Annotated in this window: 21 protein-coding genes; 15 read left to right on the forward strand and 6 right to left on the reverse strand. The window is 59.7% G+C overall.

Translation table 11 applies throughout. The features are described from left to right. Window positions 1–73: 73 nt before the first annotated feature. Entirely contained in the window at window positions 74–1816 is a 1743-nt protein-coding gene (locus SHEL_RS06225; RefSeq protein WP_012798399.1) for an FAD-dependent oxidoreductase, read from the reverse strand. Between the two features lie 303 nt (window positions 1817–2119). Here SHEL_RS06225 and SHEL_RS06230 point away from each other — a divergent pair, with 303 nt between their 5' ends. Together SHEL_RS06230 and SHEL_RS06235 are read left to right on the forward strand one after the other, a co-directional pair. Then, window positions 2120–3586 carry a response regulator transcription factor gene (locus SHEL_RS06230; protein WP_012798400.1) on the forward strand — a complete coding sequence of 489 codons (1467 nt, stop codon included), beginning with the start codon at window positions 2120–2122 and terminating at the stop codon, window positions 3584–3586. Window positions 3587–3874: 288 nt separating this feature from the next. Further along, window positions 3875–5287: an FAD-binding oxidoreductase gene (locus tag SHEL_RS06235; RefSeq protein ID WP_012798401.1), complete on the forward strand. Its 1413-nt coding sequence runs from the start codon at window positions 3875–3877 to the stop codon at window positions 5285–5287. A gap of 178 nt (window positions 5288–5465) precedes the next feature. On the opposite strand, the gene SHEL_RS06240 is transcribed toward SHEL_RS06235, so the two are convergent. Next, entirely contained in the window at window positions 5466–6254 is a 789-nt protein-coding gene (locus SHEL_RS06240) for an SDR family NAD(P)-dependent oxidoreductase (protein WP_012798402.1), read from the reverse strand. A 359-nt stretch (window positions 6255–6613) separates the two neighbouring features. Here SHEL_RS06240 and SHEL_RS14315 point away from each other — a divergent pair, with 359 nt between their 5' ends. From SHEL_RS14315 to SHEL_RS06275, 7 genes are all read left to right on the forward strand, one after another. Then, complete coding sequence (locus SHEL_RS14315) at window positions 6614–7207, forward strand: Ig-like domain-containing protein (protein WP_012798403.1); 594 nt, start codon at window positions 6614–6616, stop codon at window positions 7205–7207. A 118-nt stretch (window positions 7208–7325) separates the two neighbouring features. After that, entirely contained in the window at window positions 7326–8153 is an 828-nt protein-coding gene (locus SHEL_RS06250) for a class B sortase (protein ID WP_012798404.1), read from the forward strand. Then, the gene (locus SHEL_RS06255) at window positions 8134–9387 is read left to right on the forward strand and encodes an LCP family protein (protein ID WP_083762259.1); all 1254 of its coding nucleotides are present in this window, start codon (window positions 8134–8136) and stop codon (window positions 9385–9387) included. Before SHEL_RS06250 ends, SHEL_RS06255 begins: the two co-directional genes overlap by 20 nt. 19 nt (window positions 9388–9406) lie before the next feature. Beyond that, window positions 9407–10078, forward strand: coding sequence for a YveK family protein (locus tag SHEL_RS06260; protein WP_012798406.1), 672 nt, complete (start codon window positions 9407–9409; stop codon window positions 10076–10078). Then, window positions 10078–10917 (forward strand): CpsD/CapB family tyrosine-protein kinase, encoded by an 840-nt coding sequence (locus SHEL_RS06265; RefSeq protein ID WP_012798407.1) that lies wholly within the window; start codon window positions 10078–10080, stop codon window positions 10915–10917. The genes SHEL_RS06260 and SHEL_RS06265 overlap by 1 nt, the downstream gene beginning before the upstream one ends. Window positions 10918–10974: 57 nt before the next feature. Continuing rightward, window positions 10975–11601 (forward strand): CpsB/CapC family capsule biosynthesis tyrosine phosphatase, encoded by a 627-nt coding sequence (locus tag SHEL_RS06270; RefSeq protein ID WP_012798408.1) that lies wholly within the window; start codon window positions 10975–10977, stop codon window positions 11599–11601. Window positions 11602–12287: 686 nt separating this feature from the next. Beyond that, a complete protein-coding gene (locus SHEL_RS06275) occupies window positions 12288–13013 on the forward strand; it encodes a transposase (protein WP_012798409.1) in 726 nt (241 codons plus the stop codon). A gap of 117 nt (window positions 13014–13130) precedes the next feature. On the opposite strand, the gene SHEL_RS06280 is transcribed toward SHEL_RS06275, so the two are convergent. Genes SHEL_RS06280 through SHEL_RS06295 form a run of 4 tightly spaced genes read right to left on the reverse strand, consistent with a single transcriptional unit; the run spans window position 13131 to window position 16178 of the window. Next, a complete protein-coding gene (locus tag SHEL_RS06280; RefSeq protein WP_012798410.1) occupies window positions 13131–13901 on the reverse strand; it encodes an energy-coupling factor transporter transmembrane component T family protein in 771 nt (256 codons plus the stop codon). After that, a complete protein-coding gene (locus SHEL_RS06285; RefSeq protein WP_012798411.1) occupies window positions 13894–14736 on the reverse strand; it encodes an energy-coupling factor ABC transporter ATP-binding protein in 843 nt (280 codons plus the stop codon). Before SHEL_RS06285 ends, SHEL_RS06280 begins: the two co-directional genes overlap by 8 nt. Then, window positions 14733–15572 carry an energy-coupling factor ABC transporter ATP-binding protein gene (locus tag SHEL_RS06290; protein WP_012798412.1) on the reverse strand — a complete coding sequence of 280 codons (840 nt, stop codon included), beginning with the start codon at window positions 15570–15572 and terminating at the stop codon, window positions 14733–14735. The genes SHEL_RS06285 and SHEL_RS06290 overlap by 4 nt, the downstream gene beginning before the upstream one ends. Before the next feature lie 39 nt (window positions 15573–15611). After that, window positions 15612–16178: a tryptophan transporter gene (locus SHEL_RS06295; protein WP_012798413.1), complete on the reverse strand. Its 567-nt coding sequence runs from the start codon at window positions 16176–16178 to the stop codon at window positions 15612–15614. A 1311-nt stretch (window positions 16179–17489) separates the two neighbouring features. Here SHEL_RS06295 and SHEL_RS06300 point away from each other — a divergent pair. The 6 genes from SHEL_RS06300 to rbr all read left to right on the forward strand — a co-directional run bounded on the left by SHEL_RS06300 (window position 17490) and on the right by rbr (window position 25822). Further along, window positions 17490–19649, forward strand: coding sequence for an ABC transporter ATP-binding protein (locus SHEL_RS06300; RefSeq protein WP_012798414.1), 2160 nt, complete (start codon window positions 17490–17492; stop codon window positions 19647–19649). Beyond that, entirely contained in the window at window positions 19649–21475 is a 1827-nt protein-coding gene (locus SHEL_RS06305; RefSeq protein ID WP_012798415.1) for an ABC transporter ATP-binding protein, read from the forward strand. The genes SHEL_RS06300 and SHEL_RS06305 overlap by 1 nt, the downstream gene beginning before the upstream one ends. A gap of 194 nt (window positions 21476–21669) precedes the next feature. Then, window positions 21670–22371, forward strand: a complete 702-nt coding sequence (locus SHEL_RS06310) for an HAD family hydrolase (protein WP_012798416.1) — start codon at window positions 21670–21672, stop codon at window positions 22369–22371. A gap of 126 nt (window positions 22372–22497) precedes the next feature. Beyond that, complete coding sequence (locus SHEL_RS06315; protein ID WP_012798417.1) at window positions 22498–24084, forward strand: hypothetical protein; 1587 nt, start codon at window positions 22498–22500, stop codon at window positions 24082–24084. A 152-nt stretch (window positions 24085–24236) separates the two neighbouring features. Beyond that, window positions 24237–25091 (forward strand): HhH-GPD family protein, encoded by an 855-nt coding sequence (locus SHEL_RS06320; protein ID WP_012798418.1) that lies wholly within the window; start codon window positions 24237–24239, stop codon window positions 25089–25091. 191 nt (window positions 25092–25282) lie between these two features. Continuing rightward, window positions 25283–25822: a rubrerythrin gene (rbr, locus tag SHEL_RS06325; protein WP_012798419.1), complete on the forward strand. Its 540-nt coding sequence runs from the start codon at window positions 25283–25285 to the stop codon at window positions 25820–25822. Window positions 25823–25884 lie beyond the last annotated feature (62 nt).

Here is a 25884-nt window from a genome sequence, read left to right on the forward strand (position 1 = left end):
TGCAAACGCAAGAAAGGCCCGCGCAATTGCGGGCCTTTCTGCGGAGGGGGTAGGGTATGGGGTCGGTTCCGCCTTACGCGATGTCGCCGGCTGCGTGGCGCACGGCGTAGCGGCCGAAGGTGACCTGACGTCCCAGGCAGTTTCCGACCAGATAGACCGGGTAGTTGCCTGCGTAGTAGCTGCCCGAAGCGGTGCCAACCATGTACAGGCCCTCGATGGGCTGACGGTTGGCGTCGAGCGCCTGGCAGTGCCTGTTGATGCGGACGCCGTCGATGGTGGTCAGCAGCGCGCCGCCGTACCATGCGCCGTAGAACGGGGCCTCGCGAATGGCGGAAAGGCGATAGGCTTCCTTGCCGAACTGCGTGTCTTCCTGGGCGTCGTACATGGCGTTGTAGTCGTCGATGGTAGCCAGGAACTGGGTCTTAGCGTCGCCTTCGAAACCAAGCATGTCGGCAAGCTCGTCCAGCGTGTCGGCCTTGCAGATCAGGCCTTCGTCAATCCTGTCGGCGTAGGCTTCGTCCACAGTGGTGTCCTTCAACGTGATCTTCCAGGTCGTGGCGGAACATCCCTGGGTCTTGAAGCGCTGTACGTCTTCGGGCGCGTTCACGTCGAAGACCTGGCACCACACGCCGCCCGGATGGCTTGCAGCCGCATGGCAGATGGCGTCGTAGTTGGCGCTCTCGTTGCAGATGCGCTCGCCCAGACGGTCCACCTTCAGGAACGGCTGGCTGCCCAGGTTGAACTGGCCGCCCGTGGGCCACAGGCCGGCGGCTTCGTCGGTGTAGCCGGCGTCGACGCCAGGCATGACGATGCCGCGGTCGAAGATCATGGCCGCCGCCTCGGTGTCCATGTCGGCACCCGCCCACAGCGCCGCCTTAATGCCGGAGCCGTCGTTGTTCTGGTTGTAGTTCAGGCTGGTCACGCACTTGGGAACGATGGGGTTGCGGGACTTCAGCATGTCGGGGTTGGCTGCATAGCCGCCCGTGGCGATAATCACGTTCGGGGTGTTGTACTGCACCAGGCCGTCGGGGCCTTCGGCGATCGCACCGGTCACCTTGCCGTCTTCATGCAGCAGGCGAACCAGCTTGGTGTTGTAGGTCACTTCGGTGCCCTTGCTCGCCATGAACTCGGAGAGCACTTCGACATGCTCGATCCAGCCGTCGCGGCCTTCGACCCCGGCCTTCTGGATGTGATGGCATTCGGGCGGCATGAAGTACGTGGTGCCGCCGGCGTTGTCGTTCTCCTCGTCCACAACCACTTCGATGTCGGTGCCTAAGAACTCCGTGTACAGGTCGGCCAGCCATTCGACGGTGGCGCCGGAGTTTTCGACCCAGGTGCGCGCAACGCTCTGGTCGTTCTTGAAGCTTGCGTAGCGGGTCCACTCGTTCAGCCAGCGCTTCTCGTCAAAATCCAGGTCAAGTTCCTGCTGGTAGCGGCTGTGGATGGCACCGATATCGTAGTGGCTGGCGGCCACTTCGGCGCCTTTTTCGATAATGGCGAAGTTGAGTCCAAGATCGGCGGCCGTAGCACCCGCCACAGCGCCGCTCATGCCGCAGCCGCAGATGAGCAGGTCAACATCAACGGTGCTGGCCACTTCGCCCACTTCGGGCTCTTCGCCCAGCCAGTCGGTTGCGGTAGTGCTGGAAGCCTGAGTGGCGGAGGCTTCGCCTTCAGCCGCAGACTCGCCTTCGCCAGCAACCGTCGGCTGCCCGCAGCCGGCCAGGCCGAACGCAGCCAGGGCGCTTACGCCGGCGGCTCCGGTGAGGAAGTTGCGGCGCGAGATGCCGCCCGTGATGGTTTCGGAATGCTTAGACATGTTCCCTCCTTGTTCGGATGTCTTTCTTGCATTTTTGGTCGTCCAAGCGGGAGTGCAGGGTACCCGCTTGGACGACTTCGATTCTGCCCGCTCAAGATGGCAACGTCATCGCCCTGCCGGGGGCATTTCTGCAGACGCGAGGGCACTACGCGTAACCCCAATGGGGTCTTTCGGCCGAATCGAACTCTGAAAACCTGTAACCCCGATGGGGTGATTTCTACAAAAGGCCAGATGGGCGTTATGGAGGCGTGCAATCGGAATTGGTATTATGGGGTCATATCAATGCAGCGCCTATGGAGGGAAATGGAACGCTTCAAGACATCGGAGGGCCTGACGCCGCTGGCTTCCGGCTACTTGTGGATGTGTGCGGCCGTGTTCGCCGTGCTTCGGATTTCCGGCAGCGCTGTCAACATCGTGTTCTACGCCTCGGTCGCGCAGGATTTCGGAGCGGCCCGCGAAATTGCCACGCTGCTCGGCGCCGCCATGTATCTTGTTTACGCCCTCATCGCGCGTCGAAGGCCCCGAGCGTTGAACGCCCTGGTCATTACAGTATTCACCGTGGCATTGTTTCTCGCGTTCGGCGTGCTTATCGTTGTCGCTGTTCGCTTCGACTTGCTGATAGCGTTCGTTGCTGCGCTGTTTTTGCGGACCATGGCATCAGCGTCGCTTGTGGTTATATTCGCCTTCTGCCTTTTGCGACTTGAAAGCTTTGCCCAGGTGGCGGCCGTAATTGCCTTCGGATACCTTGCAAACTACCTGCTCACTCCGCTGGTGTATGCGGTGCCTTCGCCTGTGCTGACGGCTGTGTGGATTGCGGCTGCAGGTATTGCGTGCGCTGCGTTTTGCGGGCACTTCGCGCAAGACGGCATCGGCCGCGTAAGTTCGGCGCAACCCGTCGACGACCTGGAGCTGGCCGATCCCTGGGCGTTTTTGAAACCCACCCACGCCCTGTTCGTGTGCGTCTTTCTGTTCCACACGGCCACGGGGTTCGCCATCACCTTCAACGAGGTGGGGAACGCTCCTGTCCAGATAGGGGCAGAGGGATTCGCCATCGTTCTGGTGGCGCTTTACCTGGTGTTCGTCAAAGGCGACCGCCAGGAGGACACGCTGTTTTCCTTTGCGGCGCTGCTTGTGTCGGCAGGTCTTTTGGTGGCGCCCCTGGCCATTGCCACAGGTCAGACCACGGCCACGCCGAACACCCTCATCCGGTTCGGCGGCGATTGCTTCACGGTGCTATTGTGGTTGGTCATTGCCGGCGTGGGGCGGCGGAACCTGTTCGGGATGCTGCCGGTTCTGGGGTTCGCCCTTGCGTGCGGCAGCGTAGGCACGACCGTCGGAGCGGTTTCGGGGCATGCCGCCAATGCTTTCGTCCTGGGCGACCCGGTCGATGCCATGGCGGTTTGCCTGTCGCTGGCCTTTGGTTTTTTCGCCTTCCTTTGGGTTGGTTTTCGTTCCTTCAGCTTCAGCGACACGATCAACGGCGTGCGCGAGTTGTCGCAGGTTGCTGCAAACGCCCAGGTCGAGCAGGTTCTTGAAAGTGACGAGCCTCAGGCTGACGTCATTGCGCAGCGATGTGCAGCCTTGGCCGAGGAGCACGGCCTGACGCCGCGCGAGACGGAGATTTTCGAGATGCTCGCCCGCGGGCGCAACGGACGTTTCATCATGGACCACTTCGTCATCAGCCGAAACACCGCGAAAAGCCATATCAAGCACGTCTATTCAAAACTGGATGTCCACAGCCAGCAAGACCTCATCGACCTGGTGCAATAAGGCAGCCTGGCGCGCATGCGTGCTACACCCTGCATCGAAGATAAATCGCGGACTCTAGCACCTGAAATCAGAAGCCTCGCCCGGTGAATTCGCGACTTTCTGCACGTTGCCAAGACCGGTTCAGGAAGCTCCAAGGCGCAAGGTTTCGGCGGCATCACCGGCAGATCCACTGAACGCTCGTTGTACGCAACCGTGCATCGGACTAAAACCTATAGATACACGCGTATCTGGAAAGATTCGCTTGATATAATGCGGCCATCCTATACATAGTTTTGAACGGGGTATGCCATGTCGCAATTCAACGAAGTCACCCAGGACCTTATCCAGCAGATCGAATCCATCGTCGGCGAGGACTACTGCTACGTTGGCGAGCGCATCAATTCGGATTTCGCACGCGACGAAATGCCAATCTACGGCGCCCACATGCCCGATGTGGTGTGCGAGCCGGCCAACACCGAAGAAGTTTCGGTCGTCATGCGCGCCTGTTACGAAGCCAACGTGCCGGTGACGGTGCGCGGTGCGGGAACGGGCCTGGTCAGCGGCAGTGTCGCAGTCGAAGGCGGCGTCATGCTGTGCACCATGCGTATGGACAAGATCCTCGAGTACGACATGAACAACCTGTTCGTGCGCGTGCAGCCGGGCGTTCGCCTGTGCGACCTGGCCGCCGACGCGCTGGAGCACGACCTTATGTATCCGCCCGATCCGGGTGAGAAGACCGCTTCCGTCGGCGGAAACGTGAGCACCAATGCGGGCGGCATGCGCGCCGTTAAGTACGGAACCACCCGCGACTACGTGTTGGCCATGACCGTTGTCCTGGCTGATGGCGAAATCCTGCAGATCGGCCGCCCCGTCACCAAGACGAGCACCGGTTACAGCCTGTTGCACCTGATGATCGGGTCGGAAGGCACCTTGGGAGTCATCACCGAGCTCACGCTGCGCCTCATTCCCAACCCGAAGGAGAACGCAAGCTTCCTGCTGCCGTTCGTGGACATCCACGCGGCCATGGCGTCGGTGCCGAAGATCAAACTGTCAGGTCTGGATCCGCAGTCCATCGAGTTCATGGAACGCGATATTGTGGATTCTTCGGCCGCGCATACCGACAACTACATCATCCCCACGGAAGTCCAAGGTCAAGAGGCGGGTGCCTACATCTTGGTCACGTTCGACGGCAACGACATCGACGAGATTTTCCAGCGCGCCGAAACCCTGGCGGAACTGGCCGACGAGGCCGGAGCCTTCGACACGTTGGTACTGGAAGGCTCCGAGAAGCGCGCTGTGTGGGAGCTGCGCGGGGCGTTTCTGACCGCCATCGAGGCCGAAGAGAAGCTCATCGACGAGATGGACGTGGTGGTGCCGGTGGACTCGATCACCGAGTTCTTGGAATTCGTCCATAGCGAAGGGGAGAAGGTGGGCCTGCGCATCCGCTCCTTCGGGCATGCAGGCGACGGCAACCTGCATATCTACTGCTGCTCGCAAACGCTTGACGAAGAGGAGTTCCTCATTCGCAACAAGAAGGTCATGGATGCGTCTTATGCGAAGTGTGCCGAGCTCAATGGCCAGGTGTCGGGCGAGCACGGCATCGGCGCCGCCAAGGCGACCTATCTGGCGCAATCGGTGGGCGACACGCAGATGCGCCTCATGGCGGGCATCAAGGCCGCGTTCGACCCCAAGGGTATCCTGAACCCTGGCAAGGTGGTGTAACACCTCGTCGCGTCAGTACTATATAGATACAGCCCGTCGGTTTGCGTCGGCGGGCTTGCTTGTTGGGTAGGGCCCGTCGGTTTGCGCCGACGGGCTTTCTTGTTCCGAACGAAAAACGCGCACCCCTTCGGGTGCGCGCCTTGACAATGCGGTTCTGCCAGTGTGGTTGCCTGGCGGGTTAGTTGGCAGCGGCGACCTTGGAGTCGACATGCATGCCCATGCCGGCGGTGTGGGAAGCAACCGGGCTGGACAGGTAGATGACGGCGGTGGCCACTTCTTCGGGCTTCGCATAGCGCTTGTCCATGGCGTACTGGCCGGCCAGCATGGCCTGGGCCTCTTCGTGGGTCATGCTGTCGCCGAAGAAGTCCTTCTCGATGCGCAGCATCATCGGGGTGTCCACCGGGCCGGGGCAGACGTAGTTCACATGGATGCCCAGGGGGCCGAGTTCCATGGCGACGCACTTGGTCAGGCCGGCGACGGCGTACTTGGAGCTGACGTAGGCGCTGTTGCCTGCGGTGGGCTCGAAGGCGGCGGCGGAAGCCACGACCACCATGGAGCCGGAGCCGTTCTCAATCAGCGTGGGGGCGGCGTACTTCATGGTCAGCATCACGGCGTAGACGTTCAGGGCGTAGGTCTTCTCGAAGATCTCGAGGGTCATATCCTGAACGGGCAGAGCCTGGCCTTCGTAACCGGCATTGGGGACCACGATGTTGATGGTGCCGAAGTGGGCCTTAGCAGCCTCGACCAGGTTCTTGATGTCCTCTTCGCTGTTCAGGTCGGCGACGAAACCCTTCACGCGGTCTTCGCCCACGCCCAGCTCGGCGCACAGAGCGTCGGCCTTTTCCTGGCGGGTGGACGAGAAAGCAACCTTGGCGCCCTCGGCCAGATAGCCGCGGACGATGGCGGAACCGATGCCGCCCGTGCCGCCGGTAACCAGAACCACTTTGTCAGTCAGTTGAAGATCCATTGGAGTACTCCTCTCCGTTCGGTACGACATTCACCTTTATATAGGTGCATTTGATAATTTAATAACCGCTGATTAGGATTTGCTTATCGAAAGGGGCGAACGTGCTTGAATCGGGCGAATTCGGTCATGTATAAAGAACGAAAGAACAACGTCGAGTAAGTCAATCTGGACATAGAATTTTCAAGATTTTGTGGTGGAATGCATATTGGAGCCACAAAATATGACCGTTTGTAGGGTTATTTCGCCCTAATATGAAAAAACTTGGAGCGAACTTAAATTCTGGTCACACATTTGTTGAAGTTGGACTAAACTACAGGGACAGTTTAATGCACGGAGTATTGCGCAAGAAGGGAACTGTAATGAAGAAGATCGCAATCATGATGTGCAGCCTCGCTCTGGCTGCCGCATTGCCCATGAGCGCTGCGTTTGCAGTCGACACTCAAGCTGAGGGAACTGAAAGCCCGACCCAGGAAGACGTCAAGGGTAACGTCGCCATCGATGCTGGTCCTGACATGACTCTGGCCGTTGGCGAGTCCAAGGCACAGGCTGCCACCGTCACCCAGGACGGCAAGGACGTGACCGCTGATTACACGATCACCTACACCTCTGCCAACGAGGCCATCGCTACCGTCGCCGCTGACGGCACCGTGACCGCCGTTGCTGCTGGCAACACCACCATCACCGCAACCGCTGAGGCCGCTGGCGTTGCCACCCAGGCTGAAGAGGGCGCTCTGTCCGACTCCTACACGGTCACCGTCACCGAAGACAAGGCTGCTGACAACAAGGCTGCTGACAAGGACAAGGCCAAGGATAAGGGTACCGCTCCTGCCAAGGCTGACGACAAGAAGTCTCCTAAGACCGGTTCCGAAATCCCGGCTGCCGCTCTTGGCACCATCGCTTGCCTGGCCGTTGCCGGCGCTTCCGCCAGCGTTCTTCGCAAGAAGCTTCAGTAAATCTCTGAGCTAATGGCTCTACGATGGGCTGGCACTCTGTGCGCCAGCCCATTTTTTATGCTGCAAACACCATCTGCCTCATCTAGGTCGACACGCATTTCGAAAAGCAGGAACTACCATGCGCCACGCAGCTGAACAGACAACCGAAAAGCGACTGAGCCCCGCATTGATTGCGGTTATCGTCGTGCTTGTGCTTGCTTTGGCAGGCGCGGTTGGCGGCATCGCATATCTGGCGAAGGCGGGGGAGCAGACTGCAGAGCTCGAGCAGCGCGCCGAACAGACCGAGATTCCCGAAACCCCGGAAGTCCCAGACAGCACGGTGGAAGATACGCCTGATGAAACCCTGATTATCGATAACCCGGTGGACTTCGACGCTTTGCGTGAAGAAGCGCCTAACACCATGGGCTGGCTGTATGTGCCGAACACCAATATCAATCAGGCAGTCATGCAGCATCCCGAAGACAATTCGTTCTACTTGACGCACAACGAGGCGGGGGAGGCTTTCGACCCCGGTGCGGCATTCATCGAGCTGTACAATTCGCCCGAGTTCACCGATTCGGTCACCGTGGTGTACGGCCACAATTGGGAACCTGCCGAGCAGCAGTTCTACACGCTGCACAGGTTCCAAGAGGATGAATTCTTCGACGATAACGAACTGTTCTACATATATGCGCCGGGGCACATCTACACGTACAAGATTGTGAGTGCTTTTACCACTGACAACAGCCACATTCTGGCCACGTACGACTTCACCAACCCGGACCACTTCGCTTCGTTCGAGGACTGGATTGCAGCCCCCGAATCCATCGACGTGCACACGCGCGAGGTGGAGATGGATGAAAACTCGCGTATTGTGGTGCTTTCCACCTGTAACACCGGCGCCATCGAACAGTACAGCAGGTATCTCGTGTGTGGGGTGATGATCGATGACACCTCAACAAAATAGGTTTGACCTTCCCGAAATCGATTCGGGTTCCGAAGAGCAATTCGTGGTCGATCCGTCGCGGTTTGCCCCGAAATCCCCCGAACGCAACCCTCAATCTGGGTCGGGGCATTCGGGCGGTGCTACGCGAGGCGTCACGGTGACCAAAGCCGACGAGGACGGCATGGTGGTCATCCGCACCCGCAAGCGCAAACGCAAGGGACGTCGCTCCAAGAAGCGCGGCATGGCTAGAAAGACGAAGATTGCCCTGATTATCATCGGGGTTTTGGCGTTGCTGCTGGCTATTGCCGTAGGAACGCTTGTGTACATGCTGAATTCGGGCGAATCCAAGATGCACGGCGAGTTCACGGGCATCGTGCATGCGCCTGAAACCGTTGTGACCCAAAACGACGGCAAGACCATCGAATACAACGGCCACACGTACGAATACAACGAGAATGTTGTATCGGTCCTGGTCATGGGCTTAAGTGACGAATCCATGTACGACGGGAATCCGGATGCGCACTGCGCCGACGCAGTCATCCTGGTTGCTATGGATACGGAAACCAACGAGATGAAGCTCATCGTGGTTCCCCGTAACTCCGTGGCGGAAGTGGACATGTACGAAGGGTCCAAGCTGGTGGAAACGCGCCCGTTGCCTCTGACGCTTGCTTATCCGACAGTGGTGGGTGGCACCGAGGACGAGGCGGCCGCAAACGTCGCGCGTTCGGTTTCGCGTCTGATGTACAACATGCCCATCAACTACTATCTGGGCATCGAGCAGGACGCGTTCGTCGGGTCGGTCGACGCGCTGGGCGGCGTGACCGTCACGGCGCTGCAGACCATCCCCGGCACCAACTATGTCGAAGGTGAGGAATGCCTGCTCATCGGTGAAGACGCACTCAAGTATGTGAAATGGCGCGACACGTCTGTGGCCGAATCTGCCCTGGACCGCCAGGAGCGCCAGATGCAGTTCGTGAAGGCGTTCGCGTCAAAGGCCCGCAATTCGAGCGTGACCGAGCTGGTTGGCCTGTACAACGACCTGTCGGCTGACATGGTCACCAACCTGGGCGCCAGCGAAGTCGCCTATATGGCCAGCTGCCTCATTTCCGGCGAGAATGCGAGCTTGGACATGGTTTCCCTTACGGGCACCACCGAAAAGACCGATGAACTGGGCAAACCTTTGGAATTCTATTACTTGGACGAAGACAGCGTGACCGAGGCGGTTCTGGCCGCGTTCTACACGCAGATCGATTAGAGGAGAGGAGAGCCGTCAGATGACGCTTTTGGAGTTGCTTCATCTGCTCCGCGAACGTTTGGCGCTGGTGGTTGCGCTTCCCGTGATATTCGGGCTGATCGCGGCCATCGTGTGCTGGGGCTTCATGCCCAACCAGTACACCGCCGAGGTGAGCATCTACGCGCTGGCCCATCTGGAATCCAGCTCGCAGAACGGCGATTACGTGACGTCCAGCGACCTGAGCGCTTCTCAGATGCTGGCCAACGACTTTGCCGAGCTCGCCAAAAACGAGCAGGTACAGTCGCAGACCGCTGACGTTTTGGGTCTCGAGAACCTGAACGATTACGAGATTCAAATCACGTCGTCCACCACGACGCGTGTTATCAAGGTGGCCGTGACCAGCGAAGACCCGGACTCCGCGGCCTTGGTTGCCAACGAGCTGGTGGCGCAGCTGTCCGACGCAGCCATCCGCGTCATGGAGGTCGAGGCCGTCAACGTGGTGTCCGACGCGAAGGCACCCACGTCGCCGTCCGGCCCCAACCGCCTGATGTACGCCATGGTGGCGGTTCTGGCGGGTCTGTTCCTGGCCATCGCGCTGGTGGTTCTGGAAGACATGCTGAACACCACCGTCCGTTCCGACCAGGAGGTTCAGGAGCTTCTGGGTCTGCCTGTCATCGGACGATATCCGCTTGAGAAGGGAGGTCGCCGATAATGGCCGGTCGTAAGAAGAAGGTCAAGAACCTCCGCCCGACGCTCGACATCGCTCAGAGCACGGGCATCCGCAACGCGGCGTCTACGCTGTTGGCGAACATCGACTTCTCCAGCGTCGACAAGCCCATCCAGTCCATCTGCATCACGTCCGCCACGCCCAACGAGGGCAAGACGACCACGGCGCTTTCGCTGGCCGCAGCCATCGGCCAGTCGGGACGAACGTGCCTGCTTATCGAGGGCGACATGCGCCGCCGTTCGCTTCGCGCAGCACTCAACGTGCATCCCACCGCAGGCCTGCATGCGGTGCTGACGGGCGCGTCCACCATCGACAACGCCGTGGTGGGCACGTCGCTCATGAACGTGTACTTCCTGGATGCCGAGCCGGGCATTCCCAATCCCGAGGCCATCATCTCGTCGAAGCACTTCAAGGCCATGCTCGAGCAGCTGTGCCGCACGTTCAACTTCGTCATCTTCGATACGCCGCCCGTTGCCGCATTCGCCGACGCCGTGGTGCTCAGCCGCCTGGTCGACGGCACCATTCTGGTGCTGCGCGAAGGTCAGACTAAGCGTCAAGACGCCTTGCTGGCCACCGAGCAGATGCAATCCGTCGGCGCCAACCTGCTGGGCATCGTGCTCAACGGCGTGAAGGCCGGCAGCGGCGGCGGCTACGATTACTACTACGGCTACTATTACGAAGAGAAGACCGTGCCCGAGGGAAGCCCCGAGGCTGTAGAGGCTCTGAAGACCGCCGCGAAATACACCAGCGGATCCGCTAAGAAAAAGCCGGCTTCGAAGTCGCCCATAAGCGCCGTGAAGATCGGCCGCCACGGGAAGGAATAATCGAAAAACGCATCGGTGCTGACCTTCGGGTCAGCGCCTGCTTTTGAGAGGTTAACCATGCGAGACGAACATTGCCATATCATCTGGGGCGTCGACGACGGGTCCGACAGCTTCGACATGACGCGCGAAATGGTGAAGGCGGCCTTGTCCGCCGGCATCGACGAGATCGTGTGCACGCCGCACATGCGCTGGAGCGACTTCGATAAGCGCGTGGTGCAGGAACGCTTCGCAAGGCTGTCCAGCGCGGTGCCTAGCATCAAGTGGACGCTGGGTTACGAGGTGTATTACAAGCGGCTGCTCGAGATCGGCATCGAGCATGCGCCCGAGTTCACCATCGGCGACACGAACATGATCCTGCTGGAATTCAACAGCGGCGCCGTGGTGTCGGACGACTGGCAGCGCGTGTTCTACAAGCTGCAGAGCACCTACGGGCTGGACATCACACTGGCGCATCCCGAGCGGTACGCGACGGTGCTGGAGAACTTCGACATCGTGTACCAGTTCGCCGACATGGGCATACGCATGCAGGTGAGCGCGGGAGATTTGTACCGCGGCATGTTCGACAAGGGCGCCAAGTGCGCGAAACGCCTGATAAAGGAAGGTTTGTGCGATGCCATCGTGAGCGACGCGCATTGCCCGGAGCACTACGAGGACTTTGCGCGCGCCGTTAAGAAATGGGGCTAGCGAGGCTGCGGTCGATATGTGATTCAGCTTTGTAAGAGAGGGTCGGGGCCGATGCGCCTCGGCCTTTTTGCTGTTGTCTGCCTGACGCCGAACGCGAAACGGGGGTGTTGTGCCGCGTGCCGGGTGCTGCTATGCTTCAAACGCGTGAGCGGGCCCCGACTCGAAGGTCAGGGCCCGCCCATGAGAAGGAAGGACCTGCGCTTGGCATGCGACCGACCATGGTGGTGGGAAGGTCGGCAGGTTGGAAAGCCAAGCGCCGGTTCGCTCGGTAAGTGCGGGCCTTATGGCTCGCATTCGCATTTTCGGGGGCCTGTTTCTGGCTGGGCCTTCGATTGGACACCCGTTCTGCGGTCATGGCTGTTCAGCTAACCATTTAAGCCATGGCTTAATAAAATACTAAGCCAATCGGGCGAGCAGTCAACTCCGATACACAAATCAACCGAATCCATATATATGCTCGGGACATCGGGGGACAACGGGGGGACATCGGGGACGGAGGTGTTTGTCCCTTCGCTAACGAATCTGGAATAGCGTCAATGCATTTGCCCAGCGTATTCGCCAATTTCAACAATCGGCTGACAAGCCGAGCCATCGGTCTTGCAGACACCCATGGGCAGTGCTAGCATTCGCGTTCCTCAATCTGGGATTCGAGAATCGAGGTGCTTATGGTTCGCGAACGAAGAAGAGTGAGCGATTCCGACATCTATCATGTGGTGGCTCGCGGCGTCGGCCGTTGCATCATTTTCGAAGACGACGCCGATCGCAAGAAATACCTGGGAATACTTGATACAACCCGCGAGAAGCATCAGCTTGCGCTGCTCGCCTGGTGTCTTATGGACAATCATGTCCACTTGCTCATAAAAGGCGATCTGACCGCCCTGTCAGACGGTATGCGAGCGCTCGATTCGGAATATGCGCAGTATTTCAACCTTCGACATGGGCGCGTCGGGCACCTGTTCCAGGGCCGTTTCAAAAGCGAAACGGTTGATACCGACCAATATTTTCTTACGGTGCTCCGCTACATCCATCAAAACCCGGTGAAGGCTGGCATGACTTCGACTTGCGATTATACGTGGAGCAGTTATCAGGAATACATCGGCGAGCCTATGCGGACGGATACAGGCATGGCGCTTTCGATGCTTGACGGCGTCGATGGTTTCGTCGAATTCCATCGGCAAGATGACCCTGGTGCCGGGTGTATCGACGTGAATACCGGAAGATGCCGTTACGAGGGCGAAGCGGCGATCGTGGTCGCGAAGGAGGTTCTTGCGCCCGTGCGAATCGAAGAGGTGGCCGGTATGCCGCGGGAAGAAAGGAACGAGGCGCTCAAAACCCTGAAGGCAGCGCGGCTGTCTCTACGTCAAATAGAACGGTTGACGGGGGTTTCGAAAACCACCGTTGCGAAAGCTTAGTCGGCGCGCCGAGCGTCAACGAACGGACAGAAGGCTCCGTCCCCTAAGTCCCGCGAGCGTCAACGAAGGGACAGAAGGCTCCGTCCCCTAAGTCCCGCGTCCCCTAAGTCCCGAGGGCTAGAACAGGATGTTCAGGGCGATGGCGGCTACGAGCAAGATCACGGCCAGCACGAGGGCGGCGATGTCGACGGGAGAGAAGGGGTACTCCTTGAAACCGCTCTGGCGGGTGCGCAGGTTGAATCCGCGGACCTCGGCGGCAATGGCGGCGCTGTTTGTCTTGCGAACGGAGCTGACCAGCAGCGGCACGCACAGCGGAATCATCAGACGCACTTTGTGCAGCAGGCCGCCTTTGTCGAATTCGATGCCGCGGGCGGTCTGAGCCTCCATGATGCCGCTCATGTCATTCATGAACACCGGTATGAAATGCACGGTGGAAGTGAACGTGAATGCGTATTTATAGGGCACGCCCAGTACTTTCACCACGGCGTTGGACAAATCCGAGATCTTTGTCACGTAGAACGTCAGGAACAGCGGGATGGCGGCGGCCTCCAGTCGCACGATGGTCACGAGTGCGGCCATCAGGCTGCCGGTGCCGATGAATCCCCACGGCAGCTCGACCAGCGACGTGCCCTTCGGTGTGGTTAGGATAAGAATCACGGCCAGGATGAGCGAGAAAGCGAGCACCGCCTTCATCAATCCGAACGTCTGCCTCGTCATGCCGCAGCTGGCTGCCATGGCAAGCGCCAACACCAGCATGCACAGCAAAAACGGCAGGTTGGAGGTGGAAAAGCAGGCGATGTCGAACATCACGGCCACGCCGAGTTTCGCGATGGGGTTCATAGTGTGCAGCAGGCTGTCGCCCGGCACGTACTCGAGGAATTTATTCACGGTTCGCGCCTCCTTGCGCGGCGTTCAGAACGGCGCTTTCCATTGAGCGCAGGTCGTTGGCCTGGGCGATGGGCGTGGCGGCCAGTTCGGGATGCATGATCGACAGCCCCATGGAAATGTCCACAATCTGCGGTGGGATGAGCGACGCCTTCGCAAGGGTTTCTCGGTTGCGCAGTATGGCGAACGTCTCGCCCTGGTCGACAACCTTGCCGGCGCTCATGACGATGACGCTTTTCGCGAAGTCGCCCACGACCTCCATGTCGTGGCACACCATGACGATGGTGGTGCCGCGCTCATGCAACCCGCGGATGATGTCCATCACCTTGATGCACTCGCGGAAGTCCAGGCCGGTAGTCGGTTCGTCGAGCACCACCACGTGCGGCTCCATCACGATGACCGAGGCTAGCGCCAGAAGCTGGCGGGTGCCTCGGTTCAGCATGAAGGGGTCGTCGTCGGGGTTGAAGGCGAACTGCTCGATCACGCGGTCGACACGCTGTTCGGCCTGGGCCATGTCGGCCCCCGTGGCCTTGAACCCGAACAGCAGCTCCTCGCGCACGGTGTTGCAGCAGATCTGGTTGTCGGGGTTTTGGAACAGGAAACCCACGCGGCGCGCAAGTTCGGATGTGCGCAGCTCCGTGGTGGGCACGCCGTCGATCAAAACCGTCCCCGATTCGGGTTTGAGCAGGCCGTTCATCAGGCGCATGGTGGTGGATTTGCCGGCGCCGTTTGTGCCGACGAACGCCACGAAATCGCCGTCTTGGATGGTGAAGCTCACGTCGCGCAGAATCTGAATCTGCTCGTCGTAGGAGGCGCTCACGTGCTGGAACTCGATCATGCGATCACCTTCCCGATGGCCAAGCTGGCCTCTTCCACGTTGCGGCACACGGGGCCCTGGTACACGCCGCGCGCTGCCAGGCGGTTCATAAGGGTGGTGGAACGCGGGCAGTTCACGCCGATTTCCAGCAGCTCGTCGCTGTGCTCGAGCACCTTGGCGGGCGCGTCGGCGAACCGAATTCTGCCGTCGTCCACAATGACCAGCATGTCGGCGAACTGCGACAGCAACGCGATCTTCTGCTCGACGACCACGACGGTGGTGCCGTGCTCGCGGGCGTAGCGGGAAAGCAGCTCGAACACGCTGAGCGAGCTTGCAGGGTCGAGCTCTGCGGTGGGCTCGTCCAGCACCAGCACCTTCGGCTTCATGGCCAGCACCGACGCAATGGCCACCTTCTGCTTCTGGCCGCCGGACAAGCTCGCGATGGTGCGTTCCCGCAGGTCGGCGATGCCCATGTCCTCGAGGGCTTCCGTCAGGCGCCCCTCGATTTCGTCGCGGGGCACGCCGAAGTTCTCGATGCCGTACAGAACCTCGTCCTCAACGATGGGCGAGATGATCTGGCTGTCGATATCCTGGCAGACGCTTCCCACCAGCTGCGAGAGGTCGGTCAGGCCAGTGTCGCAGGTGTCCAGGCCGTCCACCGTGACCGAACCGTAGAAATCGCCGGGGTAGCAGTGCGGGATGATGCCGTTCATGGCGTAGGTCAGGGTGGATTTGCCTGAGCCTGCAGCGCCGGTGATGCCTACGAAGGCTCCGTCCGGGATGGACAGGTTGATGTCTTGCACCACCGGCCGCGCGCCTTCGCGGTATCGAAACGAGAACTCGTTGAACTCTATCACGGGATTCCTCCGGTTCGGATTGATGGGTTTTCCAGGTGTTTACTTCTTCAGGACCTTGCGCATAGGCGGCACGAGCACCTGGACCAGGATGGCGTTGAACGTTGCGGTGCCCAGCACGATGGCGGCGTAGGTCGCTGCGGCCACTGCCACGTCGCCGCCCTGGGACACGACGTTGATGTAGATGGCCATGGCTGCGAAAGAGCCGCCGGATACCACGGTGGAGACGAAGGTGTTGACCAGCGGGTTGATGTCGAGTTTGCCGCCGATATTCATGCCCACGTTGATGAGCAGGCCGCAGACCGTGGCGCCCAGCAGCTCGGACACCAGGTTGAGCAGCGGGGTGGCGTTCAGCATGGGCAGCTGGCAGAGGATACCTGCCAGAAGGCCGATGATGGCAGCTTGGCCCACCTTCGGTTTGGTCAGGATGATGGCCAGGCAGTACATGGCGATAATGAAGTTGGGCTTCATGCCCATGGAGGACAGAAGCGAGCCGACGGTCAGTTTGAGGACGGCGCCTGCCGCCAGCAGTACGGCGATGAGGATCAGGTCCTGGGTGCCGAGGCCGTTCTTGCTCTCAGCGATGGTGGTTGCGCGAAGTTCTGCCATTTTCGTTTCCTTTCTTGGTCCTGAGGACCGGTTCTGACCTGTTGCCAGGCCTCCTGCTTGCAGCCTTTTCCGGTGCGACGGTGGGGAAGAACCGAGCCCTCAGATTTCAACCAGCGGCCGAAAGAAAAGGGACCTGTCCTTCTGCATCGAAGGACAGGTCCCATACGAAACCTGCGGTGCCACCTTCGTTGATACCCGAGAGGATACCCACTCTTGATGTTCAATCAAACATCTTGTCTCTAACGCGGACTCACGGATCGGATGGGGTTGCCGAAGCAACCGTTCCCCTTTCCCTCAACGGCCCATTATTCAGATCGGTGTCCTGCGGGAATCTCAGCTGCGCCCACTCTCTGTGAGGTCCTTGACCTGTTTTACTTCCGTTTCATCGGTTTAGGCTATTCAATTGCTATCGCACTATAGTCTGACAGAGTAGGGGTGTCAAGTATAAATATTGACAAAAATTCGAAACAGTCGAACGAATGGCTTCTGCTACGTTGCGGGGTTGTGGGGCGCCGTTGCGCAATCCGATGCGGGCGACGGTTTCAGAATATGGACATCGCGAGCAAGAGCAAGCGGCGCGGCGGCCAACGGATGATGCGTCCACTAACGATAGAAACCCACTACGGATGCGTCGTCCGACCCCGTGATCGGAGAGTTGCGGCGGTGCCGGGCAGGTTTAGCCCTCGGCTCCACCGGCCCGATTCCTCCATACGGGCCTTAAGGCCATGACGGCTGTAAGGCTCTTTTTTCGTTTGCAATAAAAACCCCAGTTCAGACTGCTATAGCTGAAATCTTTCGCGCCAAGGCTCGTTATTCCGCGCAGCCGCGTGCAACGAGAATCGCAAATCGCGTGCACTTAAGGGGATAATCTGCAAACCCAAGTCGAATTGACGGCATCAAAGCTTCTCCAGGAATATAAATGTGCCACAAAAACAGCGTATGTGTTGCATAACGCCATTTCAGATTGCTGCCTTATGGCTTAGTTGGATTCAAATTCGGCAGATTATCCCCTTAAGTGCACACGAAACCGGATTCTCGTTGCACGATCGGGTATGCGAGGCTCAAATGGGCGTCTTAGGAGCAGATTCACGAAGGTTTGTGGCGAGGGCCCTTCTTCGTGGCTGGTCCTCTGGAAGCGCACGCTATCTAGCCTACCTTCTGGCGGTTTCGGTCATCCATCTTCGCGGCTGGTTATCTGACGCATAGGTAACGAAAGTCGGTTTTGATTGTGATGCAAAGGACTCGGTTTCATATCGCTTGTAATATGGACGTTTGTTACGCGCCATTTCGCCCCTATAGAAAGCAGACGCTTTGAAGATTCTGAAATTTCTCAAGGGATGGGGGAGATACGTCCTGGTGATTGCGGTATTGCTTCTGGTACAAGCCACCGCCGACCTCGCCCTTCCCAAATACACCGCCGACTTGGTTGACGTCGGCATCCAGCAGTCGGGCATTGAAAGCTCCGCCCCCGATGAGATGCGAAACGTCACGTACGACGCCGTCATGAAGCTGGCGGGCGACGATGCCGAAACCATCGAGGCAAGCTACAACGCGACCGATGATTTGACCTATGTCATAAACGATTACGGCAAGGCGCACCGCGCCGAGTTGGAAGCTGTCGTCGCCAGGCCGCTTATGCTCGCGTCCATCGCAGGTCAAGCGGGCATCGACCCCACAGCCTTCGAAGACGAGCAGGCAATCCGGCAGATGCTGGAAAACGCACCCGTCGACAACAAGGCGCAGACCGAAGCCATCACGGCGCTGGTCGATGGTTCTATGGACCCGGCGCTGGTCCAGCAATACGCCGCATACGCCGTAAAGGCCGAGTACGACGCCATCGGAAAAGACACGACTGCCATCCAGATGGGATACCTGTTCAGGATCGGCGGCATCATGCTTGCCATCGCGGCCATTATGATGGCGGCCTCGGTGGCGGTGGGCTACGTCGCATCGCGAACCGCGGCTGGAGTCGGCCGCGACCTGCGCCGACGCCTGTTCACCAACGTGGTGTCCTTTTCCGATAAGGAAGTGCAATCGTTCTCGGTGGCATCGCTCATCACCCGCGGCACCAATGACATCCAGCAGATTCAAAACGTCATTGCCATGGGCCTTCGCATGGTTCTGTATGCACCCATCCTGGCCATCGGCGGCATCGTCATGATCACCCGCACGAACACCTCCATGAGCTGGATCATCGTGCTGGGTCTGGCGCTGGTGGCGGTCGTCGTCGGAACCCTGTTCGCCATCGTCATGCCGAAGTTCCGCATCGTGCAGAAGCAGGTCGACCGAGTGAACCAGGTGGCCCGCGAAATGCTGAACGGCATCTCGGTGGTGCGGGCCTTCAACCGCCAGGCGTTCGAGCGCCAAACCTTTGAAACCGCCAACTCAAACCTCAAGGCCACGCAGCTGTTCACCAACAGGGCCATGGTTCTCATGATGCCGTTCATCTCGCTCATCATGAACGGTATGTCTGTCCTCATCGTGTGGATGGGCGCCTCGAAAATCGACACGGGCGTCATCCAGACGGGCGACCTGATCGCGTTCATCACCTACGCCATGGTCATCATGATGTCCTTCATGATCATCGGCATGATGTCCATCATCATCCCGCGCGCCGAAATCAGTGCCCAGCGTATCGACGAGGTGCTGACCTGCGAAACCTCCATCCGCGATCCCGAGGAGTTCCACCTGCACCCTGCGGCTGCGCAACCGGGCGGCGTGCGCGTGACCTTCGAGGACGTGAGCTTCGCGTTCGCCGAGGATTCGGAACCTGCATTGAGCCACATCAGCTTCGAGGCGGCGCCCGGCACCACCACGGCCGTCATCGGGTCCACGGGCTCCGGCAAATCCACGCTGCTCAAGCTCATCGAGCGTTTCTACGACGTGACCGACGGACGTATCCTGGTCGACGGGGTCGATGTGCGCGAAATCCCGCTTCGCGACCTGCGCAGCCAGTTCGGCTATGTGCCGCAGCAGTCGTTTTTGTTCAGCGGCTCGGTAGCCGAAAACGTGGCATACGGCGAAGGTGCCGTTGATATGGACGTGGTTCGCGCCGCGACCGATGTGGCCCAGGCGACGGAGTTCGTGGAGAAGCTTCCGGAGGGCTTTAACACCGAAGTGTCTCAGGGAGGCACAAACGTCTCCGGTGGCCAGCGCCAACGCCTGTCCATCGCCCGAGCGCTTGCAAGCAAGCCACGCGGCTACCTGTTCGACGACAGCTTCTCGGCGCTGGACTTCAAGACCGACGCCGCGCTGCGCCGTGCGCTCGACTCCCAGATGGGGGAGGCCACGGTCATCGTCGTGGCGCAGCGCATCGCCACGGTCATGAACGCCGACAACATCCTGGTGCTGGACAACGGCGAAATCGTCGGTTCCGGCACACACGCCGAGCTGTTGGAAAGATGCCCGACCTACCTGGAAATAGCGCAGTCGCAGCTCTCGGAATCTGAACTGAAGGGAGGTGGTCGCTAATGGCGCAAACCAACAGCCATCCCAGACCCCATGGGCCCGCGGGCCGCATGATGCCCGGCGAGAAGGCCAAGGACTTCAAGGGCACCGTGGCGAAGCTTCTCAAGTTCATGGCCCAGTTCAAATGGCAAATCGGCCTGGTCATGCTGTTTGCCGTCGCATCGACCGCCTTCAATGTGGTAGGTCCGAAGGTGCTCTCCACGGCCACGACCGAAATCTTCGAAGGCCTGACGGCGAAAATCGCAGGCACGGGCGGCATCGACTTCGCAGCGGTCCGCAACATCCTGCTGATCACGTTCACCATCTACATTCTGTCGTCGCTGTGCAGCTTCGCGCAGGGCTGGATCATGTCCTATGTGTCGCAGCAGACGGCCTATCTGCTGCGCAAGCGGATCACAGAGAAGTTCGACCGCATGCCCGTGGGCTACTACGAGAAGCACGCCACCGGCGACATCCTGTCGCGCATCACCAATGACGTCGATACGCTGGGCATGAGTCTCAACCAGGGCATCACGCAGGTCATTACCAGCACGGTGACCATCGTGGGCGTCGTGGCCATGATGCTTTCCATCAACGTGCGCATGACGCTGATCGCCCTGCTCATCGTGCCGGTCACGCTCGTCATCGTGAGCGTCATCGTCAAGCGCAGCCAGCCGCATTTCTACGCGCAGCAGGAGAATCTGGGCAAGATCAACACCCAGGTGGAGGAAACGTTTTCGGGGCATACCGTGGTGAAGGCGTTCGGACAGGAAGACCGGGCCATCGAAAGCTTCATGCGCGACAACGACGCGCTGTACGAATCCGCATGGAAGTCGCAGTTCCTAAGCGGCCTCATGATGCCCATCATGAACTTCGTGGGCAACCTTGCCTATGCCGCGGTGGCAATCGTCGGGGCATACTTCGCCATCGTCGGGGCCATCACGGTGGGCGACATCCAGGCATTCATCCAGTATGTGAAGAACTTCACGCAGCCCATCACGCAGCTGGCACAGGTGTCCAACGTGCTCCAGCAGATGGCGGCGGCAGGCGAGCGCATCTTCGAGTTCTTGGAAGCGCCTGAGGAAGACGTCGATGGCGAGTTTGCGGACCTCGGCGACATGGAGTGCTCCGTCGAATTCGACCACGTGGCCTTCGGCTACGACCCGGACAAGCTTGTCATCAAGGACTTCACGGCCAAAGTGGAACCGGGCCAGACTGTGGCGCTTGTCGGGCCGACGGGTGCCGGCAAAACCACGATGGTGAAGCTGCTCATGCGCTTCTACGACACCAACCACGGTGCCATCCGTATCGGCGGGCACGACATCTCGAAACTGCCGCGCGCCCAGGTCAGAAGCATGTTCGGCATGGTTCTGCAGGATACGTGGCTGTATGGCGGCACCATCCGCGAGAACATCCGCTTCGGACGGCTGGACGCCACCGACGAAGAAGTCGAGCAGGCTGCCAAGGCGGCGTTGGCGCACCACTTCATCTGCACGCTGCCGGACGGGTACGACACGGTCATAAACGAAGATGCAAGCAACATCAGCGCTGGTCAGCGACAGCTGCTCACCATTGCGCGAGCCTTCTGCGCGAACCGCGACATGCTCATTCTGGACGAGGCCACAAGCTCGGTTGACACCCGAACCGAGGCCCGCATCCAAAAGGCCATGGACAACCTCATGCGCAACCGCACGAGCTTCGTCATCGCACACCGCCTGTCGACCATTCGCAATGCCGACCTTATTCTGGTCATGCGCGAAGGCGATATCGTCGAGCAGGGCACGCATGACGAGCTGATCGCAGCGGGCGGCTTCTACGCCGACCTCTACGACTCACAGTTCGAGGATTAGCCGCATTTGGGACAAGGGGGACAGTCCCCATTGTCCCATTCCGGCTCTGCTGCGGCCCAGGCTTGCGCAACCGGGATCCAATCGGGTTGCGGTGTGTGAAACCTGGTTATATCGATTACATCAAACCTTATGGACTGTGGTATCTTATACAGCGTCCTCACCACGACGGGATGAAAAGAAAGGATCCATGCAGCATGACGCAGGAACCCCTGCATAAAATCGCCGCCTTCGACTTCGACGGAACGCTCATCCAAGGGAACTCCCCGGTTCTACTTGTGCGTTACCTGCAGAAACGCGGCATGCTGGGCAAGCGCGTCATCGGCAAGATCCTCGCGTGGGCGGCGGCCTACAAGCTGCGCCTGCCGCAGAACGAGGCTTGGGTCCGCGGTCTGGTGTTCACGGCGTTCGAAGGTCGTCCCCAGGTGGAGGTCGACGCGTTCCTGCGCGATTTCTACGACGATGTCATCCTGGCTCAGAAGCGCTTCCGTCCGGCGGCCGACGCGGCCATCAAGCTGCTCAAGAGTCGCGGCGTCGAGGTGCTCGTGGTGTCGGCAACCTTCGATCCCATCGTCCAACGCGCACACGAGCTGCACGACTTCGACAAGGTCATCTGCACCAAGATGAAAGTGGACCACAACGGCAACTACACCATCTGGGTGGACGGCCCCTGCATCGAAGGGTACGAAAAAGTCAAAGCCATCAGAAAGTACGGCGACAAGACCTACGGCAAGGGCAACTGGGAGCTGGTCGCGGCATTCGGCGACCACCATTCCGACCGCCCCATGCTGTCCATGGCGAAGGAGCCCTACGCCATCAGCCCCGACAACCCGCTGCGTCGCGAAGCGGCCCGCAGGGGTTGGACCATTCTGGATTGGGATATCGACGTCGAGAAGTAGTTCGTTCCGCGTTGTTTACCAAGCCTTTCTCGAACGTTTACGGTTTGTTAATCGCAAACCGTCACTATCTGTTAATGTTTAGGTGTACCATTTTGACAGGTGATTACGAAACGGAGGTGGGCACACATGTTCGATACGACCAATGAAGACTCCCATAGCGCCCACGAATTCAACCACGCGAACGAAGCCCACAAGGCGCAGGACAGCGGCGACATCCGGCTGGCCGTGCACCTGTATCTGGCGGCGTTCGAAGAGGCCTCGGCCGATGGCGGCGAACCCGACCAGAGCGACATCGACAACCTCCGCACTGCGTTGGAGCTGGCCTTCGACCAGAAGGAACGCTCCTTGGCCGAACACATCTACGACCGGCTCGAGCCGTACATGACCGATGAGGAGCTGGGCACCTACGAGGTGCGCCTGCAGAACCTGGCCTTGGACAAGCTGTCCGAGTACGGTATATCCCGCACCGAGCTTGAGAACGTGGCCGACATGATCTCCGACGAGATCGGTGCTTCGGTCAAGCTCAGGTCCGTCACGCCCATCGCGCATATCGAGGCGGAGGCCGAAGTCATCGACGACGATGAGCCGGAAGATGACGAAGAAACCCCGCAGCTAGAGGACGTTGTTCCCTCCATCGAGGACTTCATGAAGAACCCGCAGCAGGCCATGGAGCGCATTGCCGGCGCCATCATGGGAGCCGCCCAAGGCGACGACCAGCAAGCCGCCAAGGCTCCTGAAAAAAATGCGCGCAAGAACAACGTGTTCGATTTCAGCAGCTTGGTGGGGTTTGACGCGGCCATCGAGGCAGCCCACGGCGTCGGGCTCTGCGTGGGCAACGACCCGGCTTACACCGAACTCATCAAAGAACTGAAGGCCAAGCACGGCGTCGACGGTCTGAGCGGTGCGGGAAGCTTCATCGTGCGCACCTCTTCGCGCGACGACGCCAGCCACTTCATGGATGCCGTTGTGGGCGAACTGGGCTATCCGGCCATGCGCGTGTCCATGGTAGACGCGGGCGCCGGCGTGCCGGTGCTTCAGGTGAACGTGTCCTCCGACCGTCATCCGCGATTCAGCCAGGGCCGATTCCAGTTCGACACCCCCAGCACCTTGGTGCTTGACGACGTCGACCTGTGGGCTCCGCAGCTGCTCGAAATGTGCCTTGCCAGCGAAGTTGAGGACCAGCAGGTAGCAGCCTCCATCCGTCAGGCGCGCGAAAGCATCTGCATGCTGAAGGGCGCCGTCGAGAACCCGGGCATCACCGTGGTGGCGTCTGTGGGAAGCGACATGCCTGACAGCCAGGCACTCAACGAGCTGCTCTATCCCATGCGGATCGTGGACATCTACATGCCCACCGACCAGGAGCGCCGCGACATCTGGGACCAGCTGGCCGACCGTCATCCGTCCATGCGCTGCCTCAACAGGCAGAAGCTTACCGAGCTGTCGCGCAACCTGTCCCGCTGCGAGCTGCAGCTGGTGGCCCGCGACTCGCTCGAGGACGCCTATCGGGCGGGCCTCAGGGCGCATCGCTACGTGCCCGTCACCCCGGACATCGTGTTCGAACGTCTGGCAAGCATGCAGCCCCTCGATTCCGAGGAGTTCAGCAGCCTGAAGGAGGCCGTGGTTCAGGAGTTCCGCGCGGGAATCGAAGACCTGGAGAAGGAACTGTCCCTGCTGGAGCCCGGCGAGGGGACGGACGCGCCTTCCGCCCAGTAGGCGGGTTCGCGCTTCAATACTGAAACGCCCGACGTCGCGTGCCAGTGGTGCGCGACGTCTTGTTCGTAAGGCGGCCCTGGGTTTGCGCGCCGCGCACATGGCGCTCGCAAAAACCGGCAGTCCGCAAGCCGCAAGACCGAGAGGGGATTGGCGTGGCGCCGACACCCACCACATCTGAACTGCACGCATTCGTCCAGCTCGTCCGCGAGGAGGGAAAGCGCCTGTATCGCGATTTGCCATGGCGCGATACCCGTGATCCTTACGCCATATGGATTTCGGAAGTTATGCTGCAGCAGACCCAGGTGCCCCGGGTGCTCACGCGTTGGGAGCGCTTCATGACGCGATTCCCTACGGTCGACGCGCTTTCCGCCGCCGCATCCGCCGACGTGCTTGAGGAATGGCAAGGCATGGGCTACAATCGCCGCGCGCTGGCTCTCAAGCGGGCCGCCGACATATGCTCAGCCGATTTCGCAGGCGCCCTGCCGAAAACCCATGACGAGCTTATCGGTCTGCCTGGCATCGGGCCCTCCACGGCTGCAGGCATCCTGGCCTTCGCCTACGACGAGCCTTCTATATATATTGAAACGAACGTGCGCGCGGTGTTCATCCATCATTTCTTTCCAGAAAGCGACAGCGTATCTGACAAGGAGATCCGCCCGCTGGTGGAGGCGTGCTGCCCAGATTCGGACGTGCGCGGCTGGTACTACGCGCTTCTGGACTACGGCGCATGGCTCAAAAAGGAGTTTGTCAATCCGACACGCGCGGCCAAGGCATACACGCGCCAAAGCGCCTTCGAAGGCTCCCGCCGTCAGAAACGTGCCTGGTTGGTGCGGCAGGTCATGGCGACCGACGGCGTTTCGTCGGAAACGCTGCTGATCCAGCTGAATTCCCATGAACTGGAAGAGGGAAGAGACAGTGTAGATGCGGACGTGTTCGCTTCCATCATGGCCGATCTGCAGCGGGAAGGATTCGTGCGTTTGGACGGCGATTCGTGGCGCATCGCGTAATCTTCGGCACACCTGAAGCATCCCTTATAAGTTACCCCCGGCAACTCCGTAATTTTCGATATTTCTACCGTCATTTGGACCATCATGTTGTGGAAACTGTTGTAGGGCGGTCTCTAGATATGGTGCTATACTGATTTCGTGTAAACATCACATTCAGATGGTTGCAATATGACCGACAACAGGGGGTAGCTATGGATCTCAAAGGTTCTAAAACCGAGAAAAACCTGATGTATGCATTCGCAGGTGAGGCGCAGGCCCACACTAAGTATCAGTATTACGCATCCCAGGCCAAGAAGGACGGATATGTCCAGATCCAGAACATCTTCCTGGAAACGGCCAAGAACGAGAAAGAGCACGCCAAGCTGTGGTTCAAAGCACTTCACGGGGGCGTCGTCCCCAGCACCCTTGAGAATCTGGAGGACGCCGCCAACGGTGAACATGAGGAATGGACCGACATGTACGCCGAGTTCGCAGCCACTGCCCGCGAAGAAGGGTTCGAGGATCTGGCCGAGCTGTTCGACGGCGTTGCCGGTGTTGAGAAGGAACACGAGGAGCGTTACCGCAAGCTGATCGAGCGCATCAACAACGGTGAAGTGTTCAAGCGTGGCGAAGTGTACGCGTGGAAGTGCAACAACTGCGGGCACATCCACATCGGCACCGAGCCGCCGGAAGTGTGCCCCGTATGCAACCATCCCCAGGCGCACTTCGAGATTCGTTCCGAGAATTATTAATACCTGGGACGGTGGTAACACTCTTGCGGAGTTCAAGTGCATAAATATGCACATCCCCGAAA

The sequence above is a fragment of the Slackia heliotrinireducens DSM 20476 genome, assembly GCF_000023885.1.
GTDB lineage: Bacteria > Actinomycetota > Coriobacteriia > Coriobacteriales > Eggerthellaceae > Slackia > Slackia heliotrinireducens.

Bases quoted from the DNA above. Each gene is read 5' to 3' on its own strand.
- SHEL_RS06225 (WP_012798399.1), bottom strand. From the start codon at position 1,816: ATGTCTAAGCATTCCGAAACCATCACGGGCGGCATCTCGCGCCGCAAC.
- SHEL_RS06230 (WP_012798400.1), top strand. From the start codon at position 2,120: ATGGAACGCTTCAAGACATCGGAGGGCCTGACGCCGCTGGCTTCCGGC.
- SHEL_RS06235 (WP_012798401.1), top strand. From the start codon at position 3,875: ATGTCGCAATTCAACGAAGTCACCCAGGACCTTATCCAGCAGATCGAA.
- SHEL_RS06240 (WP_012798402.1), bottom strand. From the start codon at position 6,254: ATGGATCTTCAACTGACTGACAAAGTGGTTCTGGTTACCGGCGGCACG.
- SHEL_RS14315 (WP_012798403.1), top strand. From the start codon at position 6,614: ATGAAGAAGATCGCAATCATGATGTGCAGCCTCGCTCTGGCTGCCGCA.
- SHEL_RS06250 (WP_012798404.1), top strand. From the start codon at position 7,326: ATGCGCCACGCAGCTGAACAGACAACCGAAAAGCGACTGAGCCCCGCA.
- SHEL_RS06255 (WP_083762259.1), top strand. From the start codon at position 8,134: ATGACACCTCAACAAAATAGGTTTGACCTTCCCGAAATCGATTCGGGT.
- SHEL_RS06260 (WP_012798406.1), top strand. From the start codon at position 9,407: ATGACGCTTTTGGAGTTGCTTCATCTGCTCCGCGAACGTTTGGCGCTG.
- SHEL_RS06265 (WP_012798407.1), top strand. From the start codon at position 10,078: ATGGCCGGTCGTAAGAAGAAGGTCAAGAACCTCCGCCCGACGCTCGAC.
- SHEL_RS06270 (WP_012798408.1), top strand. From the start codon at position 10,975: ATGCGAGACGAACATTGCCATATCATCTGGGGCGTCGACGACGGGTCC.
- SHEL_RS06285 (WP_012798411.1), bottom strand. From the start codon at position 14,736: ATGATCGAGTTCCAGCACGTGAGCGCCTCCTACGACGAGCAGATTCAG.
- SHEL_RS06295 (WP_012798413.1), bottom strand. From the start codon at position 16,178: ATGGCAGAACTTCGCGCAACCACCATCGCTGAGAGCAAGAACGGCCTC.
- SHEL_RS06305 (WP_012798415.1), top strand. From the start codon at position 19,649: ATGGCGCAAACCAACAGCCATCCCAGACCCCATGGGCCCGCGGGCCGC.
- SHEL_RS06310 (WP_012798416.1), top strand. From the start codon at position 21,670: ATGACGCAGGAACCCCTGCATAAAATCGCCGCCTTCGACTTCGACGGA.
- SHEL_RS06315 (WP_012798417.1), top strand. From the start codon at position 22,498: ATGTTCGATACGACCAATGAAGACTCCCATAGCGCCCACGAATTCAAC.
- rbr (WP_012798419.1), top strand. From the start codon at position 25,283: ATGGATCTCAAAGGTTCTAAAACCGAGAAAAACCTGATGTATGCATTC.